This is a genomic window from Laspinema olomoucense D3b (genome assembly GCF_025370785.1).
Lineage (GTDB): Bacteria > Cyanobacteriota > Cyanobacteriia > Cyanobacteriales > Laspinemataceae > Laspinema > Laspinema olomoucense.
The window spans coordinates 1-17,736 of sequence record NZ_JAMXFA010000031.1; the positions used below are offsets into that span (position 1 = coordinate 1).

Here is a 17,736-nt window from a genome sequence, read left to right on the forward strand (position 1 = left end):
GGAGGATGGGGAGGATGGGGAGGATGGGGAGGATGGGGAGGATGGGGAGGATGGGGAGGATGGGGAGGATGGGGGAGTTTGTAGTAACAACTTCAGCCGTATCTCCCGTATCTCCCGTATCTCCCCCATCTCCCCCATCTCCCCCATCTTCCCCATCTCCCCCATCTCCCCCATCTCCCCCATCTTCTTTCTAAAAACCAGCACTCTGGCGCTTAATGGGGTTCAAACATTGAGTTGATTAACCCGTGAGGGTGAGTTTTTTGCGTGAGGCTTTTATAAGTTTTGATAAAGGGTATAAATGGTTACGGTTTTCTGTCGCGAAAAGCTGAAAAAATTGTTAAAAATTTCCGAAAAGATGGGGAAAAGAACCCTGCCAAAAAATTGAGACGGAATTGGGTTCATCCCCAAAACTAGGGGTCAAAACTTGAAAAAATTATGTAAAATAAAAACATAAGCTTGAGAGTTTTTGTCGTTCGGGGCTGTTAGGGCGGTATTTAAACTATTTTCAGTTTAGCGATCGCATCCTTCCCTCCTCGGTAGAGGGGACTTGAGTGAAATTGAGCCGGAGTTGGCATCAACTTCAGTAAATTTATCGAGATAGGAGGTTGATAAAACTGAAACAAGTCAGGGGCAAAAAAACGGCTGGGGAGGATGGAGTCTAAGTGGAAGAGCACAGAAATATCTAACCAAAGCCCGGAAGGAATTCCCAGACCAACACAAAGAGGTATTCTGAGTAAATTAGGTAAAGTTTGAGTCAAGGGAGCGCCAGCAACAAGCAAACCTGAACCCTGTATATCAGTTGCGGCCTAGTCCAGAACATCGAGGTGTTTGAAGAGTCAGCTATGAGTAAAACGAGCGAGACCGGGAAGCGATGCGAGTCGAGCGTCAAAGTGGGAATATTGCACTCCCTGAGTGGAACGATGGCAATTGGAGAAGCATCCCTCAAAGATGCGGAACTGATGGCGATCGCCGAAATCAATGCCGCTGGGGGTGTACTCGGAAAACCCATAGAACCCGTGATTGAAGATGGCGCGTCTTTACCCACCGAATTCGCTCAAAAAGCTCGCAAGCTCATCGAACAGGAGCAAGTGGTAACGATTTTTGGGGGATGGTCTTCGGCATCGCGCAAAGCTGTTCTGCCTGTTTTAGAGGAGTTTAATGCCCAACTCTGGTATCCCGTGGAATATGAAGGGCTCGAATCTTCTGTGCACATTTTCTACACCGGCATCTGTCCGAATCAGCAAGTGGAACCGGCCCTGACTTGGGCGATCGCCAATAAAGGCAAGCGAATCTACTTAATTGGCTCAAACTATGTATTTCCCCGGACAATTAACAAAATTATCCGCGCCCATCTTAAACAACAAGGTGGAGAAATTGTGGGAGAAGAATACATTTTGTTAGGGGAACAAAACTTTCAAGATATCATCCCTCGGATTCAAGCGACTCAAGCGGATTTAGTATTTAATACTTTAAATGGGGATAGCAATATCGCTTTTTATCACCAATATCGAGAAGCGGGAATTACCGCAGCAGAGCTTCCCATTCTCGCGGTTAGTGTGGCCGAAGATGAAGTGCGCCGGATTGGGGAGGCGGCAACGGGACATTATGCGACCTGGAGTTATTTCCAAAGTGTTAATACGCCTCAAAATAAAAAATTTGTCAAAAATTTTCAGGCCCGTTATGGAAAAAATCGGGTAACCAGTGACCCAATTGAAGCGGCTTATACACAAGTTTATTTATGGAAACAATCCGTTGAAAAAGCGGGAACTTTTGATGTGGAGCAGGTGAGGAAAGCGGCCTACAATCAAACCTTTGAAGCACCTGGGGGTTTGGTGCGAATTGAGGCAAATAATCATATATGCAAAACTTGTCGAATCGGAGAAATTTTACCGAATGGACAGTTTAAAATTGTCTGGGAAACGCCGGAGGCGATCGCGCCCCTGCCTTGGTTGGGCATAGAAGCGGTGAGTGGGAGTGTCTCTGCGGTGGCGATCGAGATGTTGGGGGAGGTGTCCCATGCGATCCAATATAGTTGCCAAATGGAAGAAAAATCCCGTCAGCTTGAGATGGCAATGGCGGAAGTTAAAGCTACAAATGAACGTCTAGAACGCACTCAAGCGGAACTGGTGGCCTCGGAAAGTCGGTTTCGAGAACTGCGATCGCGGGTGGAACTCCTCAAGCGTCGCCTCTCTAGTCAAATTCATACCTCGCTCAATATTGACACCATTTTAAAAACCGCAGTCAGCGAAATTCGCAATCTGCTCTCTATTGACCGCTGTCAGTTTTTATGGTATAATAGCGACTCGCATCCCCCCCATTACGAACCCAGTCAGGAAGCGCAAGACCCCCTCCAGTCCCCGGATTGTCTCAACAATCCCCTCGCGGAAATTCCGGTTCTGGGGAAGGCGTTGCAACAGCTTCAACTCCTGCAACTCGATGATGTGATGGCCGATCGCCAACTTGACCCCCAAAGTCGCGATCTCCTACAAGCCCGCTCCATCCGCTCGTTACTGGCAGTGGCAGTGGAAACCCATTCCGGACAAAAAGGGGCCCTGGTCTGCCTGCATGGGAGTTCTACTCACCCTTGGACCGAAAGTGAGGTGGAGTTGCTCCAAGATGTGTCTATCCAGATTGCGATCGCCATTGATCAGGCCAAACTTTATGACCAAAGCTGTATTACGGCGACTGCGGCTAATGCCCAAGCCTTCAAGCTGAAAACTGCTTTACACGAACTCAAACAGACCCAGGCCAAACTGATCCAAACTGAAAAAATATCCAGTTTGGGGTCTTTAGTCGCGGGGGTGGCGCACGAAATCAATAACCCGGTGAATTTTATCTATGGGAATCTCTCTTATGCTACTAAGTATCTCCAAGAGTTGATGCAACTGTTGCGACTTTACGAAAAATACTATGGGGACCCCCCCGGTGAGATTCGCGCCTACCGGGAGGAAATTGAACTGGAGTACCTCCTCGAAGACCTGCCCCAAATGATTTCCTCAATGCGAGTGGGGGCCGAAAGGATTGGGGAATTGGCCCGATCGCTGCGAAACTTCTCCCGGGCGGATACGGGGGAACTGAAAGTTACGGACATTCACGAAGGACTCAAAAGTACCCTGTTAATTCTACATCACCGCCTGAAAGCAAATCCCTATTGCGGGGCGATCGCCACGATTGAACAGTTTGGAGATCTTCCCTTGGTCGAATGTTATCCGAGTCAACTTAATCAAGTCTTTATGAATGCGATCGGGAATGCGATCGATGCCTTAGAAGAGATGACGGGCAAATGGAACAGTAGCAATTCTAGTGAGGGGAAGGGACATCACTTAGAGAACTGCGATCGCCCGGGTAAGGCAACCGCCAGTGGAACCGCACAGATGTCCTTGTCGGACCTGGATTTTTCTCAATCTCGACTCCCTGTGTATCAATTACCCTTGCCGACGATTTGGATTCGCACGGAAGTCTTGCGGGATGAGGCCGTCGCTATCCGCGTGGCTGATAATGGACCGGGGATGACCCCAGAGGTCAGAGAGCAGCTCTTTGAAGCTTTTTTTACGACCAAACCGGAAGGCAAAGGAACAGGTTTGGGTTTGTCGATTAGCTATCAGATTGTGGTGGAACGGCATGGGGGGTCTATTTCTTGTATATCGGAACCGGGTCGGGGGACTGAGTTCCGGATTGTCATTCCCATCCGACAAGGGGGTAAAGTGCGAGCCTCGGATCCCGAGAGCGATGCGATTCCATCTTTGATGGGGGGAGCGAGTTAATCCCCTCAGGGGTGAGCGGAACTTAAGTGCGATGGTCCCGGCGATCGGTGAGTATTTTTTAGGCGTTGAAAAACTTTAAAACCCGTCATGTAAACAATACATAAATTAACATAAAAAACGGCCTAGGCTGAAAAGTCTGTAACTTCAACTACAAACTCATTCCCTGAATCGGCATAAAAAAGATTAGACCTCTTGCAAAAAAAAGGATGGCTCCCCCTTTCCCCCCGGGAGATACCCGTACAGTCGATGGCGTTCTTATGCGGGAAGCCAGAGGAATAAATCTTTAATTACTGCGGGCTTAAGTGAATTTTGCACGAGGTCAATTTAGGGCAGGAGTTATGCTTGTTCTCCCACCCTACCCGAACTGTAGGGGCGATTCACGAATCCCCTCTACAAATATAAAGGTAATGGGTCAGTCCTGCAGGGGAAGAAAGCTCGATTTATTAGATGTGGAGTCAAAAAAGCCGTGTTCAGTTTGAGCAACTGTTTTCAGATGGCTGAGATACAAACTATGCGAGAAATTAATGCGGCAGTAGTTAATATCAGTGGTCGCCAGCGAATGCTGTCTCAACGCACCGCACTCTTTGCCTTACAACTAGAGGGGGCTCAGACACCGGAAGATAGAACCAAATGGCGTTCGGCTTTGCGCGAAACTATCACTCTGATGGAAAAATCCCATAAGGGGCTGATTTATGGGGATACAGCTTTGCAATTACCAGGACATCCATCCCCAACGGTCAAATCCATGTACTTTGAACCCCCGATCGATTTAGATCGGAAAATTAAAGCCTATATTGCTGCAGTCAATCAGGCGATCGCCGCAGCAGATGGGGAATTGACTCGGGAAAATCCCCATCTGTGTTACATCCTAGAGGCAGCGAGTGGACCCTTACTCGATGACTTGGATGCCATCGTCAGTCAATATCAAAAAGAAAGTAACCGCCAACAAGAGGCGATCGCCCGTCAGCAAGCAGAACTTTATCATCAAAGCCAGATTACAGCCACCCTAGCTCGTTCTCAAGCGGACGAATTAGAACAAGCCCTGGGGGAGTTGAAAAACGCCCAAGATCGCCTGATTCAGAGCGAAAAAATGTCCAGCTTAGGCCAACTCCTGGCTAATGTTGCCCATGAACTGAACAATCCGGTGAGTTTTATTTATGGCAATGTCAATCACGCGATCGCTTATGTTCAAGAATTGCTGGAAATCATCGACCTGTATCAACAAACATACCCCCATTATGACCAAAAAATAATGGACTATCTCGAAGAAGTTGATTTCCCTTTTATTAAAAAAGATTTACCCAAAACTTTATATTCGATTAAGATTGGCTCCGATTCAATGTATCAGTTAGTGCTGTCTTTGCGTAATTTTTCCCGGAAAGATGAAGCCGTCATGAAACAAGTGGATATTCATGAAGCCCTTGAAAGTACCCTTTTGATTTTACAAAATCGCCTCAAAGCCAATGGTAAAAGCCACGCTATCAATATCGTCAAAGACTATGGTAAAATTATCCCCATTCCAGGGTTTCCCTGTCAGCTCAATCAAGTTTTTATAAATTTAATTGGAAATGCTATTGATGCTTTAGAAATGAAACGGGGAGATTGGGGGAAGGGAAACGAAGGCTGGAAATTAGAGGAAGAAGGGATGCTATCCTCGCTTCCTTCCAGTCTTGATGATTTTCTTCCCACGATTCACATTCGCACTCACCTGAGCGAGGATGAACGGGTGGTGATTCAAATTTCTGATAATGGCCCGGGCATGAATTCCGAGGTACTTTCCTCCCTATTTGACCCCTTTTTTACGACCAAACCCGTGGGAAAAGGAACCGGGTTGGGGTTGTCCATTAGTCATCAAATTGTCGTAGAAAAGCATGGGGGTGAGATTCAGTGTATTTCCACACCGGGTTACGGAACTGAGTTCTGGATCCAACTGCCCGTTAAACAAGGTTCTGGGGTGCAAAGGTCCTCTAAACTTAATCCAACGACCTCCTTTGGGAAAGAGGCTGGGTTCACAGAAGGGTGAGCTAATTCCATCCTAGGGGAGGGGGATTCGTAAAGGCAATCGTCAGACCTAAATTGCCTGATATTTTTACCCTTTACGGGGCGGCGATCGCACCCGGTCTTATTAGCATAAATTCCTGGGGCTGCTCCTGGCTGAAGTTTATACGAGGGGTGACCAGGCCCTGTTGTTTTTAGGAAAACATAAAAAAAATATAAAAACTGCAAAATAGAATACAGAACTGCTTCTATCTGGATCCGCTAGAGTCTAAAACAGGAGAGGGGTGACCGCCGCTTTTTGAAGTTGGAGTAAATTTAGTCTAAAAAATAAGGATAATTAGAGAATGCTGACTCAATGTGGAGGCGGGCAATTAGAAATGGTATCTCGATATTCCAACCCACCTACAACTTCCAATGCCATCTCATCCTTACAATCACTGTCTCAAAGGATGAGCCTTGCAGTGACCCTCATTGGTTTGATGGTTCTGCTGGGCTGGCTTTTCAATATTCCTCTGTTTAAAAGTGTTTGGCCAGGGCTAGTGACGATGAAAGCAAATACCGCCATTAGTTTTATTTTGTGCGGTCTTTCGCTGTGGCAATTGGCAGCTAAAACTTCTCCCTCGTGGCAGAAATTAGGGAAGCCCAATAGACTAAGACCCCTGAATAAGAGAGGGATAGGTATTCTCAAACCTCTGGCCCATTGGGTGGTCTCAATCCTGCCCTATTTATCCTATGTAACCATTCTTATCGGGGTGATGACCCTCGTCCAATATATCCTGAATGTCAATTTGGGGATTGATGAATGGCTTTTTCAAGAGACAGGAAATGCCGTAGGGACTTCCACACCCGGACGGATGGCTCCTAATACAGCTTTTAATTTTGTATTGCTGGGTTTGGCGCTGGCTTTTTCCCACCAAAAACGCTATCGGATGGCCCAGTATTTGAGTGTGATGGCTTGGGCGATCGGGTTTTTAGGATTACTGGGTTATCTATATGGTATTTCTGCATTTTATGGTCTCGGACGCAGTACCGAAATGGCATTGCATACGAGTATAGGCTTTATATTACTGGCGGTGGGGATTTTGTTAGCGAATCCGGACCGAGGACCCGTCGCCTTATTGACCAGTGATCGCGCCCTTCGGCTGCTCATGCAACCCCAGGCGATCGCCGCCTTAGTTCTCCCTCCCCTGTTGGGGGGATTAATCCTCCAAGGTACCCAATTGAATCTTTACGATCGCGGGGTGGGAATTGCTTTATTAAGTGTATTAAATACCATCCTATTAGCGACGGCGATCGGGTGGAATGCTCATACCTTGAGCATCATGGATGCCAGACGAGAACAAGCGGAACGAGAACGATACCTGAGTGCGATCGCCGCTGCACGCAGTGAGGAACTCCAGAAAACATTGATTGAACTACAACAGGCGCAAGCCGAACAAAAGCAAGCGGAACAAAAATATCGCAGCATTTTTGAAAATGCTGTAGAAGGAATTTTTCAAAGTACCCTTGACGGACGTTATATCACCGTCAATCCTATGCTATCCCAAATCTACGGCTATGATGGACCCGAAGAACTAATAGCCAGTGTTAATAATATTGGATCTCAGATTTATGTAGACCAAAATCGCCGCGCCCAATTCGTTCGTCTCCTTCAAAACAATCATGCCCTTTGGAACTTTGAATCCCAGGTTTATCGCAAAGAGGGGAGCATCATTTGGATTTCAGAAAATGCACGGGTTATTCGCAACCCGGAGGGGCAAATTATTGGCTACGAAGGCACAGTGGAGGATATTACTCAACGTAAACAAGCAGAAGAACGTCTGGAAAACTCTCTGTCTTTATTGCGGGCGACCCTCGAATCTACAGCAGATGCAATTTTAGCGATCGACCAGGATGGTCACATCACCACCTATAACCAAAAATTCATTGAGTTAGTGAACATTTCCCAGTCTTGGCTGGAAAATGGAACCTTTAAGCAAGGACTAAAAATTTTATTGCCTCAGTTAAAACAGCCCTTAGAGTGCCTCAGTCAAATTAGAAAATGGCGGGATTCTCCGAATCTGGAATTTTGGGATACCCTGGAATTTAAAGAAGGGAGAATTTTAGAATGTTATTCTCGCCCGCAAATGGTGGGCAATTTGACCGTGGGACGGGTTTTTAGCTTCCGGGATATCACCGATGCAACTCGGGCAGAACAGCATATTCGCTATCAAGCTTTTCACGATTCTCTCACGGATTTACCCAACCGAAATTTATTAAATGAATGCTTAAAGGAGGTCTTGGAAGAGGCAAAAAATAGTGCCAGTCGAGTAGCGGTGATGTTCCTGGATCTGGATCGGTTTAAGACGATTAACGATACCCTCGGTCATGCGATCGGGGATAAATTATTACAAGGGGTAGCCGGGAGACTCAAAGCCACCTTGGGAGACCAGGATATCATCGCCCGCTGGGGGGGAGATGAATTTACCATCATCCTTCCCCAGGTTTCTTCCCGGATTGCCGCTACGAAGATTGCCGAAGAGATTATCCAAACCTTAAAGCCGGTTTTTTCCATTGAAAATCACCATCTTCATATCAGTACCAGTATTGGAATTGCCCTCTATCCCCGAGATGGAGAAGATGGGGAAACTCTCATCAAACACGCCGATTCTGCCCTCTATCGAGCCAAGGAAAAAGGCCGCAATACTTACGAAGTTTATACCCCTTCTTTCGACCTGCTCTCTAGTGAATTATTAGACTTAGAAAATAGGCTGCACCGCGCCTTGGAACTGGGGGAATTTATGCTCACCTATCAGCCCAAGGTGAATATTAAAACCGGAGAAATTAAGGGGATGGAGGCATTACTCCGCTGGAACCATCCGGAATTGGGCTTAGTCTCTCCTGCAAAATTTATTCCCATTGCCGAAGAAACGGGGTTAATTATGCCCATTGGAGAATGGGTTTTAAAGACAGCTTGCCGTCAAAATCAAGCTTGGATAGAATCAGGTTTATCGCCAATGCCTGTGGCTGTGAACCTCTCCGTTCGACAGTTTCAACAACCCAATTTAGTCAAAAAAATTGCTCAAGTTTTGGAAGAAACTGGGTTGGAGGCCCGGTATTTGACCCTCGAAATTACTGAAACAGCAGCGATGCTGGATGTGGACTTTACCCGCAAGTTGTTACGGGAGTTAGAAAAGATGGGGGTGAATATTGCTCTGGATGATTTTGGAACTGGATATTCTTCTTTGAGTTATCTGAAACAGTTTCCCCTCCATACGTTAAAAATAGACCGTTCATTTGTCAAAGACTTGACCGTAGAACCGGCAGATATTGCGATCGCCCGTGCGGTGATTGCCTTGGGACATGGGTTACATTTAAACGTGGTGGCAGAAGGGGTGGAAACTGTAGAACAACTCGATTGTCTGCGAATGCTAGACTGTGAAGAAATTCAAGGCTATTTCTTTAGTCATCCCTTATCCCCGCAAGAGGCTACCCAACTGTTACAGCGAATGTGCTTACAGCAACAGGTTCCGATTTAACGGGGTGAAGTGGGTTGGGTTTTTAAGGCGTCATCCGGTTTTGTAATAAAACTGGATGACGCCTTTTGAAGAAGGCGGATAGAGGGCAATATTTATGGAAAAATGGGGAACTTAAATCATTTTTAAGCGTAAATTATAGATAGACTTCATCCAGCTAACTAATGGGTTAAGACTGGGGATTTAAGTTGTCTGTATCAATTTCATAAAACTCAACATTTTGTAATAGTACCGTGAGGGCAGAAACACATGATTGAACTGAGTGGATATCAGATTGGTCAAGAAATTTACCGCAACACCAAGCGGGTGGTCTATCGCGGTATTCGAGAAATGGACGGGTTGCCGGTAATTTTAAAAGCTTTGGGGACGGAGTATCCGAGTCCCACGGATATCGAGCAACTCCATCACGAATATGAGATGACTAAAGACTTGAATTTAGGGGGAATTATTGAGCCATTAAGTCTGGAAATGAGCCGGAATTTGCCGGTTTTAGTTTTACCAGATAACGGAGAAATTTCCCTGAAAACTTTTTTAAACCAACAAGGCTTAGAAATTGATATATTTTTAAATTTAGGGATTCAATTAGCGCAAATTTTAGGGGAAATTCATCAACACCATATTATTCATAAAGATATTAAACCGAGCAATATTATTATTCATCCTCAGATTTTAGAGGTGAAGTTAATTGATTTTGCGATCGCCTCCCAGTTGTCCAAAGAAACGGCGGCTGCGGTGCATCCCAATAGCCTGGAAGGAACCCTCGCTTATATGTCCCCAGAACAAACGGGGCGGATGAATCGGGCGATCGACTATCGCACGGATTTTTACTCGTTAGGGGTGACCTTTTATGAAATGCTCACAGGGGAATTACCCTGTCAAGCAGAGGAGGCGATCGAGGTAGTTCACTGTCATATTGCCCGGATGCCAATTCCCCCGACTGAAGTGGTTCCGGAGATTCCTCTCGCGGTTTCTAACCTGGTCATGAAATTGTTGGCAAAGACAGCAGAAAACCGATATCAAAGTGGGTATGGGTTAAAGTGGGATTTAGAATATTGCCTAAAGCAATGGCAAGAACAGGGTAAAATTGATGAGTTCCAGTTGGGAGTAAAAGATTTTTCTAGTAAGTTAGAAATTCCCCAAAAACTATATGGAAGGGAACGAGAAAGTGCGGAAGTTTTATCCGCTTTTGAACGGGTTTGTGGAGGGGGGACTGAACTAATTTTGATTTCGGGGTATTCTGGAGTCGGCAAATCGGCTTTAGTGCAGGAAACTCAGAAACCTTTAGTGAAGCATCGGGGCTATTTTATTGGCGGCAAGTTTGACCAATTTAACGTAAATATTCCTTATGCGGCGGTGATTCAAGCCTTGGCATCCCTGGTCCGGCAACTGCTGAGTGAACCTGAAGCCCAAATTAAAGCCTGGAAAGACAAAATATTAGCGGCGACTGGGGAAAATGCCCAGGTGATTATTGAGGTGATTCCCGAAGTAGAACTGATTATTGGCCCTCAACCGGCATTGGTATCGCTGCCTCCGACGGAATCTCAAAATCGGTTTAATTTGGTTTTTCAAAAATTTATTAATATTTTCCCTCAAGAAGAACATCCCCTGATTTTCTTTATTGACGATTTACAGTGGGCCGATTTAGCGTCTCTGGAATTAATTAAGCGAGTGATTACCGATAGGGAAAATCATTATTTATTGATGATTGCTTCTTATCGAGATAATGAAGTAACCGCGACTCACCCGGTAGGGTTGACATTAAAGGATATTAAAAATACGCAGGTTCCGGTGAGCGAAATCAATCTCACTCCCTTGAATGTTCATCAGGTCAATGACTTACTGGCAGAAACGTTAAATTGTACCACAGCCAAATCTTTTAGCCTAGCCAAGCTAATTTTTAAGAAAACCCAAGGAAATCCTTTTTTCTTAACCCAGGTTTTAAAATCTTTAGAACAAGACCAGTTATTAAAGTTCAATTGGGAGAAAGGGAGCTGGGATTGGCAAAGCAGCCAAATTGAAAAAATCGGGATGACTGAGAATGTGGTGGAGTTAATGGTTAGCAAAATTCAAAAATTGCAGCCCAAAACTCAAACTGCTTTAAAATTAGCAGCTTGTATCGGCAACTCTTTTGACATTGAAATGCTCTCGATTGTCAATGAGCGATCGCCTCATTTGACGAGTAGAGATTTGTGGGAAGCTATTCAAGAAGAATTGATTTTCCCCTTAGCTAAAACTCATACACTGTACCGGGTTATAGAACCTCGCAATGGGGGGAAAGTCTGCTACCAGTTTTTACACGATCGCGTCCAACAAGCTGCTTATTCCCTAATTCCAGAAAACCGCAAAAAAGAAACTCATTGGCAAATTGCTTATCTTCTGTTGAAAAATACTCCGCCGGAAACTCTAGAAGAAAGTATTTTTGAAATTGTCAATCATTTAAACTATAGTTATGAATTAATAACTACTTCTGAACAACAAATTAAGTTAGTCCGATTAAATTTAAGGGCGGGGCAGAAAGCCCTAGCAGCCAATGCTTATGAATTGGCTCATACCTATTTTCAAGTCGGATTGAGACTTTTAGAAGAAGGAAGCTGGGAGAGTGATTATCAAACTACCCTCAGGCTGCATATCCAGGCAGCTTATGCGGCTTACCTCAATACGGATTTTGAACAAATGGAGGATTTGGTAAAAATTGGCCTAATCCAAGCAAAATCTATTCTAGATCAAGTTAATTTTTATGAAATCAGAATTAAAGCTTATAGCTCTTGCAGCCAACAACTCAAAGCGTTAGAGAATACCCAAAAAGCACTTCAATTATTAAATATACATTTGCCAGAACAGCCCACCTTTGCCGCTATTCAAGTTGAACTGAATGAAATATCAAATCAATTAACCGGAAAAAATATCCGGGATTTAATCACTTTACCTCAAATGTCTGAGGCTCATCAAAAAGCCGGGATGCGGATTCTCAATAGTGCGATCGCCCCGGCCTATCAAGTTGCCCCGATGCTGCTCCCCTTGATTGTATTTCAGGAAATAAAGTTATCCCTAACCTATGGGAATACCGATGAATCCGCTTATGCTTACGCTTGTTATGGCCTGATTTTATGTGGCGTTGTGGGAAATATTGAAACCGGGCATAAATTCGGTCAATTGGCCTTAAAAGTTTTAGATCAATTTAACAATAAGGAGCTAAAATGCCGAACTCTAATGGTGGTCAATAATAACGTGCGAGTCTGGAAAGACCCCTTGAAGGAAACCCTCCCGCCTTTGCTAACGGCTTATGAGACGGGCTTGGAAAATGGAGATTTAGAGTATGCCGGTCTTTCGGCTTATAATTACTGCCTCAATTCTTATTTTGCTGGAAAAGAACTTTCTAAATTAGAAGCTGAGATGGCTTCTTATAATTCTCTGCTTGAAAAATTTAAACAAACTACCATGCTCACTTATTGCCAAATGTCTTGGCAGGTGGTTTTAAATTTAAGGAATAAATCAGACAATTCCGTGAACTTAGTCGGGACAGCTTATAACGCAGAGACAATGCTGCCAATCCATGAACAAGGGAGCGATCGCTATGCCCTCTGTTGTTTATATTTGCACAAACTTATTCTAAGCTATTTATTTCGGCAACCTGAACAGGCGGTAGTAAATGCTGCTCTTGGGGCAAACTACTTAGATGCGTTAACCGCAGTTTATACCCTGCCTCTGTTTTATTTTTATGATTCTCTCTCCGCTGTGGCGGTGTATCTCCAGGCATCCGAATCTGAACAAGAAGAGATTCTGATTAAGGTAGAAACCAATCAAGACAAAATGAAAAACTGGGCCAACTTTGCCCCCGACAATTTTCAACACAAGTATGAATTAGTCGAGGCAGAAAAAGCGCGGATCAAGGGAGAAGTATTAGAAGCCATGAAATTTTATGACCAGGCGATCGCCACGGCTCAAAAAAATAACTATATCCAAGAAGAAGCCCTCGCCTGGGAATTAGCCGCAGAGTTTTATGAACAGATTGGACGAGACCCTATTGCCGGATTTTATCGCCAAAAAGCCCATTCCTGCTACTATCGCTGGGGCGCATTGGCTAAAGTCCAGGATTTGGAACATCGATTCTCTGACTTAAACTCTAAAACACTCGAAATAGGCACGAATGAAATTCAGACCCAGAATTATACCGAGTCAAAAAGTAGCGGTTACCATATATTTTTAGATTTAAAGACGGTTATTCAAGCTTCTAAAGCTCTGATTGGGGAAGTACATCTCGACCAACTATTGGCTAAATTGATGCGTCTTGCTCTCGAAAATGCGGGGGCGCAAACGGGATATTTACTCCTCAATCAACAGGGTAATTTTGTGATAAAAGCAGCGGGTAAAATCGAACAAACCGAGGTCTCAGTTCGACAGGCGATCGCCGCTGAAACCAGTTCCTTGTTACCCCGGTCCTTAATTAATTATGTCAGTCGCACCCAAGAAGATGTCGTCCTCAACGATGCCAGCCAAAATGAGCAATTTACCAGTGACCCGTACATTTTAGCGACTCAGCCCAAGTCGGTGTTATGTACGCCAATTTTGGGGCAAGGTAAGCTGCTGGGGATTCTGTACTTGGAAAATAACCTGCTTGTGGGGGCCTTTAGTCCCTCGCGAGTGGAATTGCTCAAACTCCTCTCCTCTCAAGCGGCGATCGCCTTAGAAAATGCTCAGCTTTATCAAGCCCAAAAAGAGTATGCTCGCCAGTTAGAAAAAACCGTCCAAGAGCGCACCCACCAATTACAACAAAGCAATACTCGATATTATAATCTGGCTGCCAATATTCCGGGGATGATTTATCAATTTATGATGCACCCTGACGGAAGATTTACTTCTCCCTATGTCAGTCCGGTTTGCCGAAAAATTTATGGAGTTGAAGCCGAAGCCGCGATGGAAGACATCTCTTTATTGAGAGCTTTAATTCATCCCGATGATCGCCAGCAACATACGGAATCCATCACCCGTTCAGCCGCTACCCTCGAACCGTGGCATTCAATCTGGAGAATTATTGTATCCGGTCAAATTAAATGGCTGCAAGGGGATGCCAACCCTGAAAAGCAACCGGATGGCAGTATTTTATGGGATGGATTAGTAGTTGATATAACCGATCGCAAACAGGCAGAAGAGGAATTACGGCAGAGTGAAGAACGCTGGCAATTAGCCTTGCAAGGCAACAATGATGGAATCTGGGACTGGAATTTAAAAACCAGTGAAGCCTTCATTTCTAGTCGATGGAAAGAGATCCTCGGCTATGAAGATCATGAACTTCTCAACCATTCAAATACCTGGATTAGTCGCATACATCCTGATGATGGGATTTGGGTCACCCAGGCGATTAAAGAGCATTTCTCGGGTCAAACGCCCTATTTCGCCACGGAACATCGCCTGCGGTGCAAAAATGGTACTTACAAGTGGATTTTATCCCGGGGTCAGGCACTCTGGGATGTAGCCGGAAACCCGATCCGAATGGTTGGCTCAATTACAGATATCACCGATCGCAAATTAGCCGAAGAAGCATTAGCCGAAAGTGAACGGAAGTATCGCGACTTGGTGGAAACCTCTCAGGAAATGATATTCTCCATGAATAGCCAAGGTTATTTTACCTTTGTCAACCAAGCGGTTAAAAATATTTATGGCTATGAACCCGAGGAGATGATCGGTCATCATTTTTCCGAATTCAAACCGTCGGAATATGAGAATAAGACCCAGGATCAAGCAGCTTTTGATACAATTTTAGCTGGCCATTCCCTTTCGCAATATGAAACCATAGATATCGCCAAAGATGGTAGACCGATTTATCTACTGATTAATGCAATTATCCGACAAGACGCCCAGGGACAACGATTAGGTTTAACCGGCACAGCCAGCAATATTACTCAACGTAAACAAGCGGAATTAGCCCTGCAACAAGCTAAAGAAGCGGCGGATACTGCCAGCAAAGCCAAAGGGGAATTTCTCTCAAAAATGAGCCACGAATTACGGACCCCACTGAATGCCATTCTCGGCTTTACTCAAATTCTAAATCGCGACAATAGCCTCAACCCTCAACAGCAAGACTATCTGGGTATCATCTCGCGGGCGGGGGAACATCTGCTCACCTTGATTAATGATGTATTGGAAATGTCCAAAATTGAAGCCGGTCGAATTTCCCTGAATGAAACCAGCTTTGACCTGTATCGGCTGTTAACCTCTCTGGAAGAAATGTTTAAACTCAAAGCTGAATCCCAAGGATTACAGCTCATGTTTGAATGGACCTCTGATGTCCCCCAGTTCATCAAAACCGACGAAAGCAAATTGCGGCAAGTTTTTATTAACCTGTTAGGAAATGCCATCAAGTTTACCGAAAAAGGTGGAATTGTCGTCCGGGTTAACAGGGAAAACAAATTCTTATTGCCAAAAGGAAGTGAAGGAGAAGCGGCCACCTATTTGACCTGTCAAATTGAAGATACCGGACCCGGAATTAGTGCGGAAGAACTGGAGAGTTTATTTGACCCCTTTGTGCAAACTGAAACGGGAATCAAATCGCAATCTGGCACTGGTTTGGGTCTTCCCATTAGTCGTCAGTTCGTGCAATTAATGGGGGGTGAAATTACCGTTAGTTCTACCCTGGACAAAGGCACAATCTTTAAATTTAACATCAAAATTAGTCTAGCCGAGGCAATGATTCAGGGGAGTCAAGTACCTCGTCAGCGCGTGATTGGGTTATTGTCCAATCAACCTGCTTACCGGATTTTGGTGGTTGAGGATAAATGGGAAAGCCGTCTGTTATTGGTGAATCTGCTTGAACCTTTGGGGTTTGAAGTCCGGGAAGCGGTGAATGGGGAAGATGCGGTGACGATGTGCCACAGTTGGCAACCCCATCTGATTTGGATGGATATGCAAATGCCGGTGATGGATGGCTATGAAGCCACCCGACAAATTAAACGGATGACTAATGGGCCAATTCCGGTTATTATTGGGTTAACGGCCAGCGCGTTTGAAGAAAATCGGGCAATGGTTTTGGAGGCAGGATGTGATGATTTTGCCAGTAAACCGTTTCGCGAGGACGTAATTTTTCAAAAAATGACGGAACATTTAGGGGTGCGTTATCTTTATGAAGAAATCGCTGCTGCTTCTGTGAATAGTCACTCTGCCTCGGTTCCCGGGGACTGCCTAACGGTAACCGAATGTTTGCAGGGAATGTCGCCGGAGTGGAGAACCCAACTCTATCAAGCGGCTAGTGCACTGGATGAGGAGGCGATCGCGAGCTTAATGACCCAAATTCCCGACTCCCATGCCGCCTTATCAACAACCCTCACCTCTTTGGTGACTCAACTGCGATTTGATAAAATTATTGAGTTAATCCAGACTAATGACTAGCCAGCCTATTCATGAACCCAACTGCAAAATTTTAGTCGTCGATGATACCCTGGACAATGTTAATCTGCTCTCCAAAATGTTGACCGATTCGGGATATAAGGTTCGTAAAGCCTTGAACGGTCAAATGGCATTAATGGGGGTGCAGGCTTCGCCACCGGACTTGATTTTGCTGGATATTAATATGCCTGATATGAATGGGTATGAGGTTTGTGAAAATTTAAAAACTCAAGAAAAAACTCGGAATATTCCGGTGATTTTTTTAAGTGCCCTTGATGATGTGTTAGATAAAGTCAAGGCGTTCAAACTCGGGGCGGTTGATTATATCACCAAACCGTTCCAATTTGAAGAGGTTTTAGCGCGGGTTGAGAATCATTTAAAAATTTGTCGATTGCAACAAGAATTAGAAGAACAAAATGCGTTACTGCGGTTAGAACGGGAGAAATCGGAGCGATTATTGCTGAATATTTTACCGAAGGCGATCGCCGCGCAATTAAAAGAAAGCTCCACTGCGATCGCCGAACACTTTGAGGAAGCCAGCATTTTATTTGCCGATATTGTCGGATTTACCCCCCTGTCGGCTCAAATGTCCGCATCGGAATTAGTCTCCTTACTGAATCAAATTTTTTCCGAATTTGATAAACTGGCAACTCAACATGGATTAGAAAAAATTAAAACCATTGGGGATTCCTATATGGTTGTCGGTGGCGTTCCCCTCCCCCAATCGGACCATGCGGAGGCGATCGCTCAGATGGCATTGGATATGCAGCAGGCGATCTCCCAATTTCAAACCCAAACCGGCGAACCATTTCAAATTCGCTGTGGGATTGCCACGGGTCCTGTGGTCGCCGGGGTAATCGGGACCACCAAGTTTATTTACGATCTCTGGGGAGATGCGGTGAATATTGCCTCGCGAATGGAATCTCAAGGATTACCCGGTCAAATTCAAGTCACTGCCGAGACATACCACCGATTAAAAAGCAACTATATCTTGACGGAACGGGGAACGGTTTCCATTCGAGGAAAAGGAGAAATGCTCACCTACTGGCTAACGGGAAAAAAGTCATAAAATCGGGTAA

The 17,736-nt window shown here is 45.0% G+C and carries 5 protein-coding genes and 1 pseudogene; all 6 read left to right on the top strand.

Annotation, left to right across the window (positions count from 1 at the left end; genetic code table 11):
* Positions 1–238, top strand: a pseudogene (locus tag NG792_RS20225) (hypothetical protein); the annotation flags it as partial.
* Positions 239–842: 604 nt separating this feature from the next.
* Positions 843–3,764 (top strand): urea ABC transporter substrate-binding protein, encoded by a 2,922-nt coding sequence (gene urtA, locus NG792_RS20230; RefSeq protein ID WP_261236585.1) that lies wholly within the window; start codon positions 843–845, stop codon positions 3,762–3,764.
* A gap of 493 nt (positions 3,765–4,257) precedes the next feature.
* Positions 4,258–5,787 (top strand): ATP-binding protein, encoded by a 1,530-nt coding sequence (locus NG792_RS20235; RefSeq protein ID WP_261236586.1) that lies wholly within the window; start codon positions 4,258–4,260, stop codon positions 5,785–5,787.
* A gap of 520 nt (positions 5,788–6,307) precedes the next feature.
* A complete protein-coding gene (locus NG792_RS20240; protein ID WP_261236587.1) occupies positions 6,308–9,280 on the top strand; it encodes a sensor domain-containing protein in 2,973 nt (990 codons plus the stop codon).
* 246 nt (positions 9,281–9,526) lie between these two features.
* Entirely contained in the window at positions 9,527–16,660 is a 7,134-nt protein-coding gene (locus tag NG792_RS20245) for a PAS domain S-box protein (protein WP_261236588.1), read from the top strand.
* Positions 16,653–17,726, top strand: coding sequence for an adenylate/guanylate cyclase domain-containing protein (locus tag NG792_RS20250; RefSeq protein ID WP_261200131.1), 1,074 nt, complete (start codon positions 16,653–16,655; stop codon positions 17,724–17,726). Before NG792_RS20245 ends, NG792_RS20250 begins: the two co-directional genes overlap by 8 nt.
* Positions 17,727–17,736: the final 10 nt, after the last annotated feature.

Bases quoted from the DNA above. Each gene is read 5' to 3' on its own strand.
- NG792_RS20250 (WP_261200131.1), top strand. From the start codon at position 16,653: ATGACTAGCCAGCCTATTCATGAACCCAACTGCAAAATTTTAGTCGTC.
- NG792_RS20235 (WP_261236586.1), top strand. From the start codon at position 4,258: ATGGCTGAGATACAAACTATGCGAGAAATTAATGCGGCAGTAGTTAAT.
- urtA (WP_261236585.1), top strand. From the start codon at position 843: ATGAGTAAAACGAGCGAGACCGGGAAGCGATGCGAGTCGAGCGTCAAA.
- NG792_RS20245 (WP_261236588.1), top strand. From the start codon at position 9,527: ATGATTGAACTGAGTGGATATCAGATTGGTCAAGAAATTTACCGCAAC.
- NG792_RS20240 (WP_261236587.1), top strand. From the start codon at position 6,308: ATGAAAGCAAATACCGCCATTAGTTTTATTTTGTGCGGTCTTTCGCTG.